Source organism: Priestia koreensis (assembly GCF_022646885.1).
GTDB lineage: Bacteria > Bacillota > Bacilli > Bacillales > Bacillaceae_H > Bacillus_AG > Bacillus_AG koreensis_A.
The window spans coordinates 93,537-113,170 of the sequence record NZ_CP061869.1; the positions used below are offsets into that span (position 1 = coordinate 93,537).

Annotated in this window: 15 protein-coding genes; 3 read left to right on the forward strand and 12 right to left on the reverse strand. The window is 36.0% G+C overall.

The features are described from left to right. Positions 1–379: 379 nt before the first annotated feature. From IE339_RS24155 to IE339_RS24175, 5 genes are all read right to left on the reverse strand, one after another. A complete protein-coding gene (locus IE339_RS24155) occupies positions 380–1,768 on the reverse strand; it encodes a UDP-N-acetylmuramoyl-tripeptide--D-alanyl-D-alanine ligase (protein ID WP_242176507.1) in 1,389 nt (462 codons plus the stop codon). Positions 1,769–1,863: 95 nt separating this feature from the next. Further along, positions 1,864–3,096 carry an ATP-grasp domain-containing protein gene (locus IE339_RS24160; RefSeq protein ID WP_242176508.1) on the reverse strand — a complete coding sequence of 411 codons (1,233 nt, stop codon included), beginning with the start codon at positions 3,094–3,096 and terminating at the stop codon, positions 1,864–1,866. Further along, positions 3,093–3,353, reverse strand: coding sequence for a phosphopantetheine-binding protein (locus IE339_RS24165; RefSeq protein ID WP_242176509.1), 261 nt, complete (start codon positions 3,351–3,353; stop codon positions 3,093–3,095). The genes IE339_RS24160 and IE339_RS24165 overlap by 4 nt, the downstream gene beginning before the upstream one ends. Further along, positions 3,343–4,278, reverse strand: coding sequence for a BtrH N-terminal domain-containing protein (locus IE339_RS24170; RefSeq protein WP_242176510.1), 936 nt, complete (start codon positions 4,276–4,278; stop codon positions 3,343–3,345). The genes IE339_RS24165 and IE339_RS24170 overlap by 11 nt, the downstream gene beginning before the upstream one ends. Next, the gene (locus tag IE339_RS24175) at positions 4,271–4,906 is read right to left on the reverse strand and encodes a class-II aminoacyl-tRNA synthetase family protein (protein ID WP_242176511.1); all 636 of its coding nucleotides are present in this window, start codon (positions 4,904–4,906) and stop codon (positions 4,271–4,273) included. The genes IE339_RS24170 and IE339_RS24175 overlap by 8 nt, the downstream gene beginning before the upstream one ends. Positions 4,907–6,365: 1,459 nt before the next feature. On the opposite strand from IE339_RS24175, the gene IE339_RS24180 reads away from it, so the two are divergent. Next, positions 6,366–6,650, forward strand: coding sequence for a transposase (locus tag IE339_RS24180; protein ID WP_242176307.1), 285 nt, complete (start codon positions 6,366–6,368; stop codon positions 6,648–6,650). A gap of 158 nt (positions 6,651–6,808) precedes the next feature. Next, positions 6,809–7,180, forward strand: a complete 372-nt coding sequence (locus IE339_RS24185; RefSeq protein WP_277933994.1) for an IS3 family transposase — start codon at positions 6,809–6,811, stop codon at positions 7,178–7,180. 302 nt (positions 7,181–7,482) lie between these two features. On the opposite strand, the gene IE339_RS24190 is transcribed toward IE339_RS24185, so the two are convergent. Beyond that, entirely contained in the window at positions 7,483–8,190 is a 708-nt protein-coding gene (locus IE339_RS24190; protein ID WP_242176309.1) for a 4'-phosphopantetheinyl transferase family protein, read from the reverse strand. Next, positions 8,191–8,901, reverse strand: a complete 711-nt coding sequence (locus IE339_RS24195) for a thioesterase II family protein (protein ID WP_242176310.1) — start codon at positions 8,899–8,901, stop codon at positions 8,191–8,193. Positions 8,902–9,294: 393 nt separating this feature from the next. Between IE339_RS24195 and IE339_RS24200 the strand changes: the two genes are divergently transcribed. Then, positions 9,295–10,476, forward strand: coding sequence for an IS256 family transposase (locus tag IE339_RS24200; RefSeq protein WP_242176311.1), 1,182 nt, complete (start codon positions 9,295–9,297; stop codon positions 10,474–10,476). A 541-nt stretch (positions 10,477–11,017) separates the two neighbouring features. On the opposite strand, the gene IE339_RS24205 is transcribed toward IE339_RS24200, so the two are convergent. From IE339_RS24205 to IE339_RS24225, 5 genes are read right to left on the reverse strand one after another with little or no spacing between them, the layout of a single operon-like run. Beyond that, the gene (locus IE339_RS24205) at positions 11,018–12,880 is read right to left on the reverse strand and encodes a C40 family peptidase (protein ID WP_242176312.1); all 1,863 of its coding nucleotides are present in this window, start codon (positions 12,878–12,880) and stop codon (positions 11,018–11,020) included. Continuing rightward, a complete protein-coding gene (locus tag IE339_RS24210; RefSeq protein WP_242176314.1) occupies positions 12,880–16,260 on the reverse strand; it encodes a hypothetical protein in 3,381 nt (1,126 codons plus the stop codon). The genes IE339_RS24205 and IE339_RS24210 overlap by 1 nt, the downstream gene beginning before the upstream one ends. A gap of 11 nt (positions 16,261–16,271) precedes the next feature. Continuing rightward, on the reverse strand, positions 16,272–18,416 hold the full coding sequence (locus tag IE339_RS24215) for a VirB4 family type IV secretion system protein (protein ID WP_242176315.1): 2,145 nt from the start codon (positions 18,414–18,416) through the stop codon (positions 16,272–16,274). Further along, positions 18,376–19,281, reverse strand: coding sequence for a hypothetical protein (locus IE339_RS24220; RefSeq protein WP_242176316.1), 906 nt, complete (start codon positions 19,279–19,281; stop codon positions 18,376–18,378). Before IE339_RS24220 ends, IE339_RS24215 begins: the two co-directional genes overlap by 41 nt. Then, on the reverse strand, positions 19,278–19,622 hold the full coding sequence (locus IE339_RS24225) for a PrgI family protein (RefSeq protein ID WP_242176317.1): 345 nt from the start codon (positions 19,620–19,622) through the stop codon (positions 19,278–19,280). The genes IE339_RS24220 and IE339_RS24225 overlap by 4 nt, the downstream gene beginning before the upstream one ends. Positions 19,623–19,634: the final 12 nt, after the last annotated feature.

Here is a 19,634-nt window from a genome sequence, read left to right on the forward strand (position 1 = left end):
AAAATACCACTTCACATAAAACATGCTATGGACATCAGTTTAGTATATATAACAACTAACAATTTTGCTCATATAGAGGTTAAATATTTGTAGTGGGCATTTTAAAATAATTTAACTCAATAATTTAATTCGAGGCTTTTGTTTGTAAAAGTTTAATCCCTATATCAATAAAAGTAAGGCCAGTTAGTTTGTTTAAAACAGTTCTAATTATTTGATATATGTAAGATGTACACCTGAACTAATTACTATACCGATATTTTAAAAAATATAAAAGAGTAAAGAAAGACCGATTTGTTCCATAGTTTTGCTTAGGTGACAGATCGGTCAAAATAATAAAATGCAAATTATACCTTAGGTTTAGTTTGCATTTTTGTAAAAATTATAGTTTTGCTAACTTAGTTACCAGAGCATCTAAATTCATTCCACGGGACCCTTTTACTAATATTATATCCTTTTCGTCAGTTATCGTTAAAAGATCTTTAAGAATATTATCCATATCTTGATAGCATTTTATCACAATATCGTTTCTGGCTTTTTTTTCAAACTCTTCAGCAATGTATTTAGCCAAGTTACCGTAAGTAAATAAAGCATAAATTTTTTCCGAGTTAATATCTTGAGCAATTTCTTTATGATACCTAATCTCGTCTGATCCAAGCTCTAGCATATCACCTAAAACTAGAATTTTTTTCCCAAACCCCTCTAAATCTTGAAATGTTTCTATTGCAGATTGAACAGAATCTGGACTGGCATTCCAAGCATCATTTATTACTTTAAATCCGTACTCGGAGGAGATCATCTCCATTCGCATGCCAGTTAAATTAACATTGCTTAAACCACTGAGTATGTGTTCATTTGAGATTCCCATCTTTTTAGCCACAGCTATTGCAGCCAATGCGTTAAAAACATTGTGTTTTCCTAAGATGTTTAGTTCATAAGTTGGAATCGAGAGATCATTAACTTGAAATTTAATTTTATTAAATTCATGTAAGACAGAACTGATATAAAAGTCGTTACAACTAGATTTTCCAAAACTAAATTTTTCGTATTCTTTCATGTCTAACGTTTCTATTCCTTTTTTTAAAAGTGGCTCGTCACCATTATATATTAAACATCCTCCGGGTTTTAATCCTTTAATAATTTCTAGTTTAGCTTTAGAAATTTCTGATCTTGATCCTAAATTAGAAATATGAGAAACTCCAATCATAGTGATAACAACAATGTCAGGATTTGCTATTTTCGATAATGTTTCTATTTCTCCTTTTTCACTCATGCCCATTTCCAAAACCGCAACTTGTGAATCATCCGAAATATTTAAAATAGTTAGAGGAACTCCATATTTACCATTTAAATTACCCTGTGTTTTATGAACTTTAAAAACGGGAGAAAGGACAGAGGCAAGCATGTCTTTTGTTGTAGTTTTTCCATTACTCCCTGTAATACCAATAACTTTTACGTTTAACTGATTCCTGTAATTATTAGCTAATTTTTGCAAAGCTTTTAAGGTATCCTCGACAATAATAGTCGGAATATCGTTAATAGGAGGATTTAATTGATCTTTTTGCCATAAAACAGCAGAGGCTCCATTTTTAATAGCTTCTTTTATATAATCATGCCCATTTTTATTTCTAATAATAGGAATGTATATATTACCATTGCTAATCTCTTTAGAGTTTATTGAGACACCTTTGATTATTAATTTTTCATTATCTCTTGTTTGTAATTCTCCACAAACCATTAAAGAAATCTCTTTTAAAGTTCTTTTTATCAAAAGTATCACCTATCCTATAAATATATTTTCAATAGAATGTTCATACAGAATTTAATTTTCAACATAATAAATACTACAAAAAATATAGTAGGAAATCAAATTAAATTAAAAATTTTGTTAGAATTAATATGGACAGACTTAAATAAAGAAGTAATTAATTGATTTGACTCTTTGTTTGTATTACCAAAAGCCAACAGTCTTAGTATTATTTCCTTATTAGATGTTGCTTTTTTTACATAACTACCAATTTTAACATTTTCAATAATTATACAATTAGGACCTATTAGCGCTTGGTCATACGTAATAGATTCTATATAACCTGCATGTTCCAAAACAACTTCCAAACAATTTGAATACTTTATATCGCTACTCTCAATATAATTAATTACTCCCTTGACATATAGCTCACAAATTAATTGATAAATATTTATGTTTAGGGATCTGTTAAGCATTAAATTATTAGGCCATCCCACAATTCTTGGATTAACTTCTAATATAGTAATTTGATTATCGTCAGAAATAATGTATTCAATATGGCAAGGACCAAAATCGTATTGGAAATCTGCAATGAATTTTTTTGTGTATTTCACAATATCTTCTTCCAGTATTCCCTTATAAGGAAAAGCATAGCCTAATTCAATAAAATATGGGGGGGGGGTTAAAATCCTGTCTGTTACTCCAAAAATATGAACTTGGTCGTTGTCTACTATAAACTCGCAACTATATAAGTTTCCCTCTATATATTCTTCTAACAAGTATTCTGTCGGGAACAAACTATTGTTTAATTTAGACATCTTATTTAAAAGAAAAAAACATTCTTTTAAATCTTCTACCGATTGTATAAGCTTTACTCCTATTGATTCATTACCCCTTATGGGCTTAAAAACCCAGTATTCGTTTAAATCTTTAATAAATTCAATACCGTGTTCTAAAGTATCAAACTTTTGAAATTTTGGTGTTTTATAATTTAATTTTAATTGTTTTTTCCTGAATTCGTATTTGTTAGTAAATGTTTCTGCAGCAGATATATTTAATTTATTTAATCCCAGTTCCGTTGAAATTCTAGAAACTGACAATATAAAATAATCAGATGTTGAAAAAAGTGCAATAATTTTATGTTTTTTCGATAATTCAACAATTTTATCTTTTAGATAATATTCCTGAGCAAAGTTTTTGTCTTTTATATGTAGTATAGATTCGTGCGCAAACTCTGTTTTAAAAGGTAACGTTCCAGTGCTTAGAAAGATAATATTGTAGTTAAGCTTTTTCAATTCTGCCAATTCAGCTCCATAATTACCGGATTCTACAAAAACAATAGTATTATTCATAACTTTTCATTATAATGTTGCAGTAATTTAACAATATGATTCACTGTAATAAAATTTTCAATTATTAAATCTGAATCATCTACTTCTAGTTTTAATTCTTCTTCCAATAACAAAATCAATTCAACAGTTGATATTGAATCTAGACCTTCATCAGCTAGATCTGTATCGTCATCTATATTTAATTCTCTATCTAATACTTCAATTATTAATGTTTTAATTTTCTTTTTTATTTCTACATCGTTTACATTAATATCCAAGTTTATCATCCTTTAAAAATTCTAAAATTTTTTCATTGCATAACCTTTCTTGCTTGATAATATAGTCAAAACAGTCTACAACGTATTGTATATCTTTTTTATTTTTCCTTAATCTAATCAAATCATTTGAAAATTTAATCCATAAATTACTTAAGTTTAAAAAACCATTTTCCTTAAAGTTTGTTATTCCCCCTAAGCTTTCCCACATTAGCTTTCTTGTTGTAATCATTCCATGAGGATGTTTTATCAACTTAATCAAATTCAAATATGCTAAATCCCTATAAAAACCTTCCTTGCCTTCAATAAAATATAATTCCTTTTTAAATTTAATCATTTGTAATAACCCTTTTTCCAAAAAATTCATTGAATTATTAATTATAATATTTTGGTAATTTTCTCTATTATTAGGCTGACAATGAGTATAATCTATATTTAAATATTGATATTTTTTTTGTAATGTATTTTCTCTTGCAACCATCAAAGTTTCTCTTGATAGACTTTGTATACCGTAAAAAGGATCATATATTTCAAAAACACCTTCTTCTGGTAAAAAATTCAAAATTAAAATCATATGGTTTTCATAACTTGTTTGATAGTTTTTCTTATCATAAGGAAGGTAGTAGCAATTTGCAAAAACTAACTGAGCATTTTCACTTTCAATTATAGATACACTATTACTTAAAGCCTCCTCCTCAGTTTTTTCAATAATTCGATCTATTTTAATTCCACAACCTAAAAAAAACATATTAAAATCTATTTTGTTACCTACTAATTTATATGTGGGGGTTATATCATTATCCAATTTCTTATAATAAAAGTCGTAACCGCCTAAATAATGAAAAGCATCACTAGCATTTAACTTAATATTATTTAGCATTGCATGTTTTTCTATGGTCAAGTACAAACAATGATAGATATTATTCATTATAACTCCACTCATTTTTTAATAATTGCGGCCAGTTGTTTTTTGTGTTACCATACCTGTTAATTATTGCCTCACTCCACCTATCAATACCAAATGCGATACATGCAGAATTTGCAATTTTATTTCCCTTTTTAATATTATATTTTCTACATAGATACTCGCCAATATAGTTAAAAGAAGCAATTGCAACACCTTTACTATCAGTTTCTTTAGGGGTGTAAATTAATTCATACTTTGCTTCAGACATAAGCTGATACGTTTCTTTTTTAAAATCTTCATAATAAAAAAAGGGATCATTAGCAGTTTGTACAAGACCATTTAACCCTAATTTACAGAATAAGTTCCATACATCACTCATTAAGTTTTTTCGTAAATTAGAAACCTCATGACTATCACCAAATATTACTATTTCCCTCATCTCAAATTCAGATTTTCTAAAATTATTTAATTCATTTACTATTTCATTTCTAAAACAGTTACCCTTTGCTGAAATAATTTTAGTGCTAATTTCTTTATCACTTAACTCTTCATAACAATGATAACATATACATGGTTGAAGAACTTTATCACTACTTTGAAACATATCTAAGGGTATAAATTTTTCTTTACTAGATCTAATAATTTCCATTTTCTCGTAATCGTGTGGAACATCAAATAATGCATAAATATTTTGAGGGAAATTCTTATGGTAATTATTCTTATTTAAATTATCTATACTAATAGTCGAAGGGTATTTTCTAAAATTTGAATTGTATTTTTTTGCAATGTTTAAAAATAAGTTATCCAATGTATTTGATAATGATAATTTATTTTCTATATAGCTATCTTGCTCAGATATTTTAAAAGCCTCATGATTTTTAATATACTTATTTGGTAAACTATTATTAAATATAATTTTAGGTTTTTTATTTTTTTTATTTTGAATAGCAATTACTAGTTTATTGAAGGCATTAATGATTTTTTCTTCCAGCTCAAAATCACTGCTTTTGCAATATATTAAAAATTCATTTGTTTTATTATCATGCTTTATATTAACTATTCTATTTCTTCGCCTGTCAAATAAACCATTTTTATCCTCTTTTCAAGACAATAACCCAAACAAAAAATCCTAATTTTAACAAAAATTACTTTTGATTCTTCATAATTGAAAAATATTATTTCATTTTATTAATATAATTCATAATAAAAAGCTATAAAGCAACCTCTATTTCAACATGGATTTGTTTGTGCATTAATATCTATACTGTAGTGTAATATAAAATAACTTTTTTTTACATTATAGCAAATATTTTTTATTTTCATAATAAAAAATACATTATAAAGTTTATATTTTTAAGAAGTAGTGTTTTTCATACAAATAAAGAATCGGAGTCAAAAGTTAACTTTATGAAAAATTAAAAAATTTAAACTAATAGAATCTACGCTTTTAAAAGTATTTTCTTTAATAAAATATATGCATATATCTTTAAAGACATTTTTTAAACGGTTTTAGAAATTATCAAAAAATATGTAGGTGTAAGAAAGATAAAAGCAGATAAACGTATAGACCAAAATTAAGGTTGTGCGTTCGATAATAGAATTTCGGATTTATATTATACAGCTGAGAAGATGAAAAGATTTAAGCAACGAATATAAGCTACAAGAAATACCTATCTATAAACAGATGAGTCCTTAAACTTATTAATCACGAAAAAAGTATTAACGCTCTAAGAAATAAAAATCTCGTTTAGAACAAAAATTAGATGTTCTAAAAAACAGGGGTCAGTCCCCAAAGCTTAATCTTTTTACTAAAAAAGCTATTTAAGAGAAGTAACATGTAAAGACGTTTAAAAATTATTAATTATTACTTAAATACTTTGTAAATTCTTAGATATTCAAAATAAAATACAAAGACCTTCAATGTATGATGAGAGCTTAAATTGAGAATTGAATGTACTGTCGAAATAAATAAGCAAAAACAAACTGGACGTTTTTTATATCCAGTACTTTTGAATTAAAATCCGCAATAGAAAAAACCATTAAAGTGGAGTTAGTATAGTTTCATGGGCACCATTTTATTAAGTTCTTACAATGATTTTTGAGAGGATGTGTCCGAAACGGAACGTAAACGTGCAGGCAAAACATACAATGGTGAGTTTAAGAAAACGATTGTGGATTTATATCATGCAGGAAACTCGGTTAACGATTTAAGCAGCGAATATGGTGTATCAGAAGTAACAATCTATAAATGGGTGAAGGCATTCACACCTATCAGCTCAGAGGAAGGCTCTCTAACACCCAAAGAATTAGCTGACATCCAGAAGGAAAACCTTCGGTTAAAACAAGAACTAGATCGTCTAAAAAAGGCTATGGCCATATTCGCGAAAAAGTGACAGAAGAAGAGCTCAACCATTTTATCGAGGCATATAAAGGGCCATACAGCGTTCAGAAAATGTGCGAAGTGTTAACGATTCCAAGAAGTAGCTACTACCACTCGTTCAAGAGAACGGTATCAAACCGTGAACAGGAAAATCAGTAGCTGACGAAAGAAATCCAACGAATTCATGTGAAAAGTAAAGCACGTTATGGTGCTCTCAACATTCATCAGAATTTAGTAAATAACGGGTGTTACCTAAGCCTAAAGCGCATTCAATGCTTAATGAAAAAGGCAGGAATTCGTTCGATCACAAAGAAAAAATACCGTCCTTATCCGTCAAAAGAAAAGGTTATACAGCTAGATAATCTGTTAAAGCGAGATTTCTCTACACAGACTATTAACGAGAAATGGATGGCAGATAGTACGTATATCCCTACAGTAAAAGATGGTTGCTGCTATTTAGCATCTGTATTAGATTTGCATTCTAAAAAAATGGTTGGCTATTCTTTTTCCCGTTCTATGACCTATGACATCCGAACTGGTTAAGGAAGACATACTTCTTTATTGAGTTTCCTGCATGATATAAATCCACAATCGTTTTCTTAAACTCATCATTGTATGTTTTGCCTGCACGTTTACGTTCCGTTTCGGACACATCCTCTCAAAAATCATTGTAAGAACTTAATAAAATGGTGCCCATGAAACTATACTAACTCCACTATTTAGTCTTTCTACCCCAATAAATTTAATTACACACCTTTCTATTTAGCATGAATAAAAAGATGTGTAATTATGATCTAAATACAATTGTACTATATATAAGGTTTTTCAAAAAAACATTTATCTATTTAGGATGAGTACAAACTTAATAACTGTATCTCTGAATTCAAAATAATTCCGACATTTCGGAAATTCGAACATTCAATTTTACTTTTTTTTATCTTTTTTTTACTGCAAGTTGCTAACTTATACGCTTCGTCAAGTTTAACCTGATTGAAGTAATAAAGATGATTATGCTGATCAAGAGTTGTATAAACCCCTCTTTTTTCTTTTATATAAAATGAATGAAGTGGAATAGAAAAACCCCTTCCTTTTGCCTTTATATAAGATTCTTTCATTGTCCAGTATTCATAGAAGCAGTCTATCTTCTCTGATAAAGGGCTCTCTTCAATTTTAGAAAATTCAAGCGACGTAAAAAATCTTTCAGCAATTCTAAAATCAATAGGATTTATCTTCTCAATATCAATTCCTATTTCTTCTGTATCTGTTACACAAACTACCCATTCATGCGAATGCGATAGATTAAAATAAAAGTTAGGGACTTCATTAATTGAAGGTTTTCCATACTCATTATAAAAATAGGAAAAGTAAGTTATACCTAACTCTTTCTCTATAATATACTGAACAAGTAAAGATCCGTATAAAGAACGAATAGAATCTTCTTTTTTAATGTATCGGCTAACTCTGTGTTGTCTTTCAATTGGAATTTTAGAAAGCGCACCTATAATCTCTTCTTCAGTTAATTTAGTAGTTATCTTAATAGCATATATATTCATTTATATTTTCGATGTCAACTTTCCAGTCAATATTGACTCTATTAATGAAACAACTTCCTTTTCTTGTGATTGAATAAAAAAGTGCCCCCCAAAAAACTCGTACAATTGACAGGTCATATTAGTGTATTCTTTCCATCCAGTAAGTTGGTTCATTTTAATTTCATCCCTATCACCATAAAGTATATGAAAAGGAATATTTAGCAAACTTGACCTTTTCTCAAACTGATATGTTTCAATCATCTTATAATCTGACCTTATATAAGGTAAATACAAATCCAAAAATTCTTCATTATTAAGGAGTTGCTTAGGCGTACCACCTAGCTCAAATAAATGTTGTATAAAACGTTTTTTTTCAAACAAATGCACTTTTTTTTTCCCTGCGAGATGAGGTGCTGATTTTGCAGAAAAAAAAGCAGCTATCGGAGGAATATGATTTAATTCTTGAATTTTATAACATAATTCGAATGCTAGTAATCCTCCCATACTATGGCCAAAAATAGCATATGGCTCACTACCAGTAAATACAGGATGAAGTATTTGATAAATGTTATCTATAGCTTCTTTTACGCTTTTATAACACTCTTCTTGAAATCTTTTACCCCTTCCAGCCAATTCAATATCTATTATTTCAATATTTGGAACTAGTAAATTTGACCATTTTGCAAATGATCTAGAAGAACCTCCAGCAAAAGGCAAGCAGACTAACTTCACTATATTATCCCCCTTGTATAAAAATATATTGTTATCTATATAAGTTAATATAACAAATACTTTCTCAACTTATTGATAGTTTTTGACTTTAATTAATCTGTGACCACTTTTTATCGTTTATTTTAACACGAAAATATAAATACGAGGAATTGTAGTTATCTATGCTATAAAAAGTATACTATTTCTAACTTTTCGTGCCTATTTTATGCAACAAATATTATTGACCTTATTTTATTAAATTGCATTTACTTAAGGAATACAATATACATATTTACTAAGCAAGAAAATTAAGAGAGCGTAAAATATCTTGTGTAAATGAATAAATACAAAAAGGAAGACCTTTTCTTGTAGAATTAAGTCACCACAACCAATTCAAAGAAAGAAGGTCTTCCTATGAATCAGTTTACAACAGATCTTGTTCAAGCTCTAGTCCAAAAAGAAGATGTAACGAAAGTTTTCCGTACTCACTTAGAAAATGCGGTTAATACGCTCTTAGCGAGCGAATTGACAGCTTTTTTGGATTACGAAAAATATGATCGTATTGGATTTAATACAGGAAGTTCACGAAATGGTTCGTACGAACGCACACTACACACAGAGTTTGGAGAACTTCATCTCGTTATTCCTCGTGATCGGAATGGCGACTTTAAGCAACAGACGGTGGCTCCTTATAAAAGAGCCAATGATACGCTTGAAGCGTTCGTTATTCATATGTTCCAAAAGGGCGTAACGACTGTTGAAATTGCCGACTTGATGGAGCGCATGTATGGTCACCATTACACACCTCAAACCATTTCAAATATGACAAAGGTGATGTCTGAACAGGTAGAAGCATTCCGAGATCGAACGTTGTGTGCACGCTATGCGTGCGTTTATTTAGACGCTACATATATTGCTTTAAAACGGGATACAGTGTCTAAAGAAGCTGTCTATATTGCCGTTGGCATTCGGGAAGACGGTTCAAAAGAAGTACTTGGCTATACAATCGCTCCTAACGAATCCGCCTTTGTCTGGAAAGAACTTTTAGAAGACATCAAATCTCGTGGTGTAGAGGAGATTCTGTTGTTCATTTCCGATGGTTTAAAAGGCATCACAGACAGTATTTTTTCTATCTATCCAGCTTCTTTTTATCAAACATGCTGCGTCCATCTTTCACGGACAATTGCTCATAAAGTTCGTGTATCAGATCGAGCTGAAATCTGTGAAAACTTCAAATCTGTGTATCGTGCAGAAAGCCTTGAAATGGGCCAACAGGCCCTACATTCGTTCATTGAAAAGTGGAAGTCAAAGTACCCAAAAGTGACAAAGCCATTGCTTAATAACCCTTATTTGTTCACGTTTTATAGCTTTCCTAAGTCTATTTGGCGCAGTATTTATTCAACCAATCTCATTGAATCTTTTAATAAACAAATCAAGAAATATAGTAAGCGTAAGGAACAATTCCCAAACGAAGAGTCGCTTGAACGCTTCCTCGTTTCCCAATTTGACCAATATAATCAGCGCTTCGCGACAAGGTGTCATATTGGTTTTGATCAAGCTCGCGCAGAGCTACAAATGATGTTTAAAACAAACTAGTGGATGATGTCCAAAAGAAAAGGAAATCCTTATTTACACAAAATTATTGACGGTCCCAAAATTTAATACAATAGACTAAATTCAATAATTTAGGTATAAAAATCGTGATTTTTTAGTCTTTCTTATTTAATTATTAAACTGATTGGGTGTTTAAATACCCTTTTCTAAACAACTGCCTATAAATTGAAATGCACCTAACCTCAAGATTTTTCAATTTCTTTAAAATATTATATTTAATTAAAAGTTCATTTTACATAGCATTATTCTGTGAAATTTTTCTTTCCTCTCTACAAGATACATATACAAGGATAATCTACATAAACAATCTTTATTGAAAGAAACAAGATAGAAATTTTCCAAAAACATCAAAAAGAAACGCCTTATAGCATAAGGGAAATGTTGACTTCTCTATTCATTAACCTTACATTTTTTATACGTGGTGAATCTTACAAATTTTTATGATAAAACGATGTATGAGAAATATATAATAGGAGAATATATTTTACATTTCTAATTAGAAAAATACGTAAGGTTATTTCCGCTAGATACGTCGTACGCGACCATTAAACTTTGGTTGGAAATATCCTTTTGACATATCGGCAAATGCTACGCCTGTCTTTCCTTGACAACCTAGGAACTTCCCGTTTCCTGCGTAAATCCCTACGTGACCATCTTTTTTGTAGGTATCAAAGAATACTAAATCCCCTGGTTGCATATCACTTACAGGTACAGGTGTACCTAAATTCTTGAGCGTTTCTGTGCTCACCCATCCCCGATTACCAAGATCGATGCCGACTTGCGCAAAGGCCCAGTGAACAAAACTACTACAGTCAAAGCGCCCTGCATTAATATCCCCTTGATTTCGTCCACCACCGAAGACATAGACAGTCTTTCCAATGAGGACCGACCCTGCATTGACGACCGCTGAGGAGCTGCTACTTCCTCCACCACCTACAGGAATCTCTTTGGCTTCATTCTTAAACTTTTCTCCAAGATTCATCGCTTTTGTCACATACCAGTTGGCATTGTTATAGGTGTAAAAGGCTTTTTTCGGATCACTCGGCATTCCATTTGCCCCTAAATACTTGGCGGTTGCGAGAATTCCGTCCTCTAAGTTCCATGGATCAGCCTTTCCATCGCCATTTCCGTCTACCCCATACCCACCGTATCGAGCGATTACGGATAAACTGGTGTACGTTTCTTTTGGCATCACTACGTTTCCTTTGGATCCCTTACAGCCCGGATAACTCCACCCTACCCATGTACATGGCATGAATTGGGTAACCCCGAAGGCCCCGGCTGATGACGTAGTCGCATTCGTGGAAAATTGGGTTTCAATGGAGTGGACAGCCGCAATATAATACCATGGCGTTCCAAAGGTCGATTGCCCTTTAAGATACATCGGCATGAATTGAGGAGGTACGCCTTTACCAGGAACGATGTTCCCATTTGAACCCACCCCAATAATATCAATTCCGACATTATCAAAAGCAACTTTGCCGTTCTTTAGCCATTCCGTATAATGAATGATGCCCCCAGACGCTTCATAAAAAGCTTCTACCATTTTTTTGTCACTCATCTTGTATCCAAATGAATCCAAAATTTCATCCAACTTGGTGTAATCCTCTTTTTGTTTTTGACCTGTCACGACCGCTTGTTTACTCCGTGTCCATGTTGTCGAAGACGAACCGTCTTCATTCTTTGTCGTATGTTTCTGCCACGGGCCCCATTCTTCCCCGTACGTAAACGTCGCTTTCCCGTTCCACGCGGTCACTTCTGTTAAGCGCTTGACAGAACTCGTTGACGTGGTAGACGGGGATTCTGTACATTGCCCCGTTGATGAACAGGATTGAGACTTGGTTTCATCGGCTGTCTCAAAGGATTCATAGGTAAAGGTCGGCTTTAGTTTATCGACCGTTGTATCGATTAACTCATAATAGTCCTCGTGCTCTTTATGCATTTCGTTAATCTGAATAATGGCCGATACGAGCCCTTCTGGAACACGATAGTTCATTTGAATATTACTGTCCGTATTTACTTGATCGGTGATCTGCTCCATCATGTAATCATGTAGCTTCTGTTGATCGTCATCCAATTCTTTCCCTTCCCCGAAGAAAATAGAGGAGATGAGAAGAAGAACCGCGACAATACATACGATGGCAAGCGTCACAAAGGTACTGGGAACACCAATAAAGGATAGAAAGGCAATCAGCATCTTTTTTAAGACCAAAAGCATGATCTTGATGGCTTTGGCCGCCGCTTTTGCGGCAGCCTTTCCAGCTTTCTTCCCGACCTTTTTCATTCCCTTACGGGCGGCTTGGGAAGCTTGATGTTTGATTTGTTGTTTGATTTGCTCCTTAATTCGTGATACTTGATCTTCAGGAGGCTCATGATTTAAAGCCATTACCAGCTACCTCCTACACCTTGAGCCTGTCTGAAACGATCGGCTTCTTTACGCCTCGCTAAGCGCTTATTCGGTTGGTACGGCACGTACTCGTTCGGATCGGCAGAAGATGTATAGTCATAAGGTGTTTCTCCCATTCCTTTGCTCATATAGGATTCTTCTTTAATAAGTTTACTATCGGATAGTTTACAGTTCGTATAGACGGTCTCTCCTTGCGCAAGACGAGCATCGCCCTGTTGGTAAGGAGAAATACGATACGTTTCTCCTTGTGCATTTTGAGCGACCATGTAACTACGATCACGTTCCACAACCATACGGACTTGTTTCGGTGTATGTTGTGTGACATCTTGAACGTAATAAGAGCCATTATCGACCTTTTGGTTAAAGGCTGGAATCTCGGCTTTTGGTTGAGCCGTTTGATGTTGATTCACTAATAATTGATTCGGATTGATCGCCGGAACGAAGCTCAGTGGAATTTTACTTCCGCCACTATCTATCGTATACGAGACTGGCTTACCATTCGGCGTGTTATTCACTAACATACCGTTTTGTAACGTTAAATCTTGGTACGCGACTTGTCCTTTTGTCAGTGTCGGATTCCCTGCTCCGTAACGCGAAACCACTTGGGTTTGACCCGAATGGTCACGGACTTGAATATACGATTGTTCAGGTGTGGTTACCAATTGAATCGCATTTCCTGCAATTTGTTTGACGCCTTGTGGTCCTGATACCGTTTGTGCCATTTGAGCGATGTCACTCACTTCTTTAATGGCTAAGTTGGCCGCTTGGTTATACGGATTATGCTTCATCGCTAATTTAGCGCCCGTTTGATACATTTTGACGCCACCAGCTACCCCTGCGACAAAGGAGACGGTATTGCGGAACCCTTCTTGTTTGGCAAGAGGATTGACGACTTGATGAGGCGCAGCCATCGTATTCTTAAACGCAGATACGCCCGCTGTCGCTCCTTGTTGAACCGCTGTCGCCACGTTTTGAACTTTTTGTACCATGTTCCCTGCGGGAAGTTGATCAATCTTCGTGATCGTGTAACCAGCGCTAGCACCCGCTACGGCATCCGACACCGCACTTCCCACTTTTGTTTCCCCTACGAATTTACTAATCTCTTGAACGCCTGATACCGCCACAAATCCTTGAGCCATATTTTTAGCGATCTCAGGAACGGCATTCATTCCTTTGACAGACGAAGGAACTCTCATTAATTGCGAGGACATATTGCTTTGAAGATTCTCGCTTATAACCTTTAGATTACCCTTAAAGGAATCGGACGCATTCTTTTGCCATTCCACTTCCATTTGCTCTGGTGTCATATTTGAACCGGATAAATGATTAAGAAAAGTTTTTTTATCATCGGCAGTCTTCATAGTAGCAAGCTGATTCGCTAAGTAGCCACGGTTTACTTGACCACCTGTATGAAGAGAACCTGCTTTGACGGTTTCTCCGCTTGCTTGTGCTACGTCCATCAACATCTTCTGACGTTGACCCGCCGTTTTTTCATACTCAACGTCAATTTGATCGTCTGTCATAGTTGAGTGTTTGGCTAACATGGATTCCTTAAAGCTCGCTTTATCCATCGCCGTCGCCTTTTGGGCAATGGCACTCGCAAAGTCGCCTTTACTCACGTAGGAGTTTGGCACACCGTTACTGAGTTTAGACGCAACCGAGGACGCCATTTGACCAAATTCTTTTTCCTTACGTCCCACTTCACTTTTCCATGCCTGTTCCGCTCGTTGCTGATAAGACGCTTCTTCTTTCGACGTCATATTCTCTTTAGGAGGATTCGCTTCTCGGTAAGCTTCCATGAAGCGCTCTTTGTTTTCATCCGCCCATGTGTTGGCTAATCCCTTCGCTGACGCTTTCGCAAGATCGGAACCACGCCCTAAAGACCCTTCATGATCTTTCGCCGCGTTTACGGCCGAAACAGCCTGTTCTTTGAACATGGCTCGTTGACCAGCAACCTTCTGATCCCACATTTTTCCAAGGAATTGTGGGCTCGCATCTGGAAAACGGGCTTTCGCATCTTTCATAAACTGTTCTTTGTTTTCATTCGCCCATGCGGTTGTATCTGCGTCGGCTAATTGATCGCTAATTTGATCCTCGACACTTGAGACTCGATTACTACGGTACCCTTCCATAAACTTTTTAGAACGGTTCCCGACGCCTTGTACGAATGCCGCACCTGCACGCGCGCCAGCGCCTCCAATCGCATTCCCAACACCTGTCCCGATCCCTGCTCCTAGAAAGGCGCCTTTTCCGTCTCCTAGTGGTGCACCTGCAATCGCGCCAGCTACACCAAGTGCGCCTTTTCCAAGTGCCGCACCTTTCTTACCGAAACCAAGCATATTTTTGGATGTTGGAGAGAGCATCGTATCGGTATCATCTTTATGTTCTATGTTACGTACATTTGATTCAGAAGAGGTTGAGGTTGGATCGTCCTTCTTCGGTGCGAACTTGCCTCTCATAGTAGACATAAAGGATTCTCCATTTCGTGCTGATTTGATCGCACCACCCATCGCCATAAGGGAAGACATCCCTGCCATCGCGCCTGCTTTGCTTAAATTCCCCTGCATACCGCCCCCCATGCCCACTAAAGCACGAAGTGACTCACTGACTGGAATAAAGATGAGGTATAAAATAACCGAAGCAAGTAAATCTTCTCCTACGGCCATTTTTGCCAACATCCAGAATACGAAGGCATGAACACTTTGAACAAAAATGGACCCTACGAGTTCCTTAAACCACGCCCCAGTCATGCCTTTAAAACGTGGAATTAAGAACATCGTCATCATTAACGGCCCCATCACCATTAACAACAACAAGGTAAGTCGTCTCATTAAATAGTAGAAGTTTGCCCAAATACTAAGTCCCAAAAGGGTTAAGTTAATAATGAGCTGACCAATGACGTCATTATTTTCATTGGTAATGGACTTCGCCATATCCTTAATTTTCGAATCATACGCTGCGCTAAAGACATCCACAATGCCTGAATTGATTGTAAACAGGATGTTATAAAGATCGCCTAGATTGGCAAGTACAATAGCGACAATCGCTAAGTCTTTGATAAACTCGATAAAACTAGACCGAGTAGAGGGGTTAATGCCGGACGAACTAATCTTCATTCCCCATACAATAATCCCTGCTAAAAGGGCAAAAGATGCCAAAGTGGTCATAATGTAGATCCCTGGTGTATAAATGGCGGACAGTTCTTTGTCACTAAAGGTATAGAAAACGTTGGTGGTGTCTGCCTTACCAAATATTAAATCTTTAATCGATGAAAGCTTGGTAAAGGGCGCGACAATCCACGAGAAGATGGAGGCAAACAGATCCCCCATCACGCCTATAAATTTATCAATAATATTCATTCTTTCACCTCCTATGCAGGTGTTTCGTCTTGAAAACGTTGTCTCTTACGTCGGTCTAACAATTCTTCTAGTACGGCTGTGTTCGATTCAATGAAGACCATTTCTTCATCTGATGGATCGGTCTGCAGCCACACAGAACTACTTCCGACACGGAAGATGCCTTCTCCCTTACCAGGGTTATTGAAGAGAATCTCGACTTCTCCATTACTTAAATCGAAGTTCTCTTTAATTCGTTTTAAATCAATCTTATTTTGTTGGAAGAACAGGTACGAGAAAGTAGAGGTCAGAATACCCCTTGATTTCGGGTGCTCTAAGATTCGAACAAAGTCCTGTGAAGCCCAACAGAACCCACAGTTACGCTTACGCGCACGACGGGCTAACTTTTCAAAGAACGCCACCGTTAAATCGTTATCGATGAACTGCCATAGCTCATCGCAATAGACATATTTTTTCTTGGTGGAATTATCAAGGTTTTTCACAAAGTGCTCCCATATGTAGTTAAGCAATACATGGTACGCAATCGGCTTTAAAAACCCTTCTTCCATTTGACTAATATTAAAGTTCACAAGTCGAGACGCCATCAGCGTTTGCGTAATTCCTCGTCCTAAAAACGTTTGCCCATCGAAGATCGGCTTTGATCCCGTTCGTAAGAACGGTTTAATGCCCGCAATGAGTCGCTCCGCTTTCAAATCCTCTCCATACTTGTCCACAAGGTACTCATAAATTTGAAGAATTTCAGGCTCAGGCTTTCGGACTTTCGACTGCACGATATGACCGTTTACGGTTTGAACCTCATTTTTAAAGAGCGATTCTGGATGAGTGGTAATGCCTAGCTCTTTAAAGACAGATTCAATGGCTTCTTCTAGGTAATTTCGTTCGAACACATCGAGTCCTGAGTCAGCTGAATCTTTTCCTCGAATGATGATATCAAAGAATGCGAGAAGTTCGTTTGCTTTCTCACGAACCGGCACGAATCGAATGTAGCGCTTGCCGTTCTTCTCAATAATCTCCTTATCATCGGCATCTTCCAAAAGATCCATTTCTTCATCGTCTTCATCTAAGGGAATATCCGTATAGTTAATGGCGCATGGATTAATGATGATGTCCGATTCTTCTGAGATGTTGAGGTTAATGCCTCCTAGACGCTTCGTAATTCGGACAAACTCACCTTCTGGATCGATGATATTTGCGTATACATTGGCCCCTGCATTTTCACGGGCAATCTTCATCTTCATGGCCAAACTTTTCCCTGATCCTGGAATACCGAGAATCCCCATGTTGTAGTTTTGAGGGCGGTAGTCTTCACTACCGAAGGAGTTGATAAATTCCTTTTGCCCGGTGATACGGTTAATCCCTATGGGTACACCGCCTAAGAACGTTCCGCTTCCGCTAATAAAAGGGGCGAACGTACTTAACGCGCGTCGGTCCATATTTCGAAACGAATCATGGATTTCATTTTGACCGAAAGGCAGCGCGGAACGAAAGCCTTTCTTAATGCGCGACCATGTGGTCGCCACTTTAAAGAACATTCCCTTTAGTTCATCTTCTAGCTTTTCGCTATAACGGTTTAAATCCTTTTCACTTTCACCGTATAGAACACCTAGAACGGACGTATTGTAACTGTCATTCTCCGAGAACTGAATTTCACTCATTAATTGGTTCGTATCGATAATCTTTGTCTCAAGGTCTTGAATTTGGTCAATGTTTCCTCGCTTCTTTTGAAACGAAAGGTTGGATTCTAACATGGTGACTTGTCGTTGAAGCGTACGAACCGCTTCGGACTTCGGTACTTTATGAATATCAATGAGGACATCCATTTCTCCACTAGATGTCAGTGTGTTGAGCCACGTCGTTTGCATTTTACGAGGATATCCATCGCGCGTAATAAAGAATGGTCGAAAATAGGTGTTTGTTCCGAGTGATTGTTTAATGACTCCGTAATCTGGCGAATCGATGACCATTCCTTCTGGAGAGACGACGTCCCAAAAGGTGGGTTTCGTGTCCCATTGGTAATCAATCGGACCCTCCTTGCCCTTCTTTCCTTTTTTTGAGGTGTCTTTTGAGCCAAATTCAATCGTTGACGACTCTTGTGTGTCTATGTTTTCTTCAATTTCTTTAGCCTGCTTGTTGTTCTTTTTCTTCCCCATCACGATCAATCATCTCCTTTACTAGTTCAATATGACGTTCATCTTGATCGGCTGTCGTATAAAGTGCCAGCATTTCATTTCGAGCAATGTCCTTGTAGCGGTTCTTAATGGCTTTCTTTCGATTAAAGGCAAAGTACAAGAGTTCCCCGATCCCATCGTTGTCGAGACGATGGACACCAATACGCGCTTTTCGCAGGGCATTCGCAGCCGCGCTGACGCGACGAGATAATTCGTTGTAGGCTTTTTGAAGAATCTTCTCTTCTAATTCGTCTTTACTGTCTGCATTAATTTCTTTGACATTTACCTGATACGAAACAGCCAGATAACGCTTGGTTTCATAACGCGGCGTTAACTCTTGCCATCTTGTTAAGTCCTCAATCATGGACTGACCGTATTCAATCGCATTGATGGGAAGGTCATCTTGTCCCAACATAATGTCTCGCATCTTTTCAATGGGATCGGATAAGTCAACGTATCGGTTTTGAAGGTAAATTTGAACGGGATAATGTAAGGTCGCAAGCCATGTTTCAAACGTGCGGTCGATGGCTTCCTGTTCTTCGGGTGACAATAAGAAGTAGTTCACAGGATCAACCTCTGCGATCATGACGAAGCGGTCATTTTCAAATCGAATCATCTTTTTCACAATCTCCTCCATGTCACTAAAAAGCTCCTCAAATGGATCGGGTTCATCCTCATCGCCTACACTCTTTTTGCCTTTTTTCCCTTTCGATGCCTTTCCTTTTGATTTTGATGTACCTTGTTTACTTACTCTCTTTTTCTTTGCCCCCCAGGGAATCAGTGGCTCTTTTAACATAAGCCGAGAAAATACATAGAACCCTAACGCCAACGCAGTTAGTACGATAAAATCAATCACTTGCGTTTCACCATCCATTCTTTGGCGTGTGTGCCTTTTCGCCACAATCCAATTTCATTTTTATAACCCATTTTAGTAAGGAGGTACCGGTCAAAATACATGCCCACCTTCTCCTTTTTGACAAAGGCTAACACAATCGTGAACACTGCCGTCGGAAGGGCTGAAAGAATAAAGAACGCCACACCTAGATAAAAGCTAGATGCCATTCGGAAGAAGAATGGCCCATAAAAATAGATGAGCACCCCCGCAACGATTGAGTACGTCAGTTGTCGTTTTGACAAGATCCCTAAAATGGTTTTCTGTTCCGAAGACATATCGACGGGAACGGTAACTTTTCGCATAGAAACATCCTT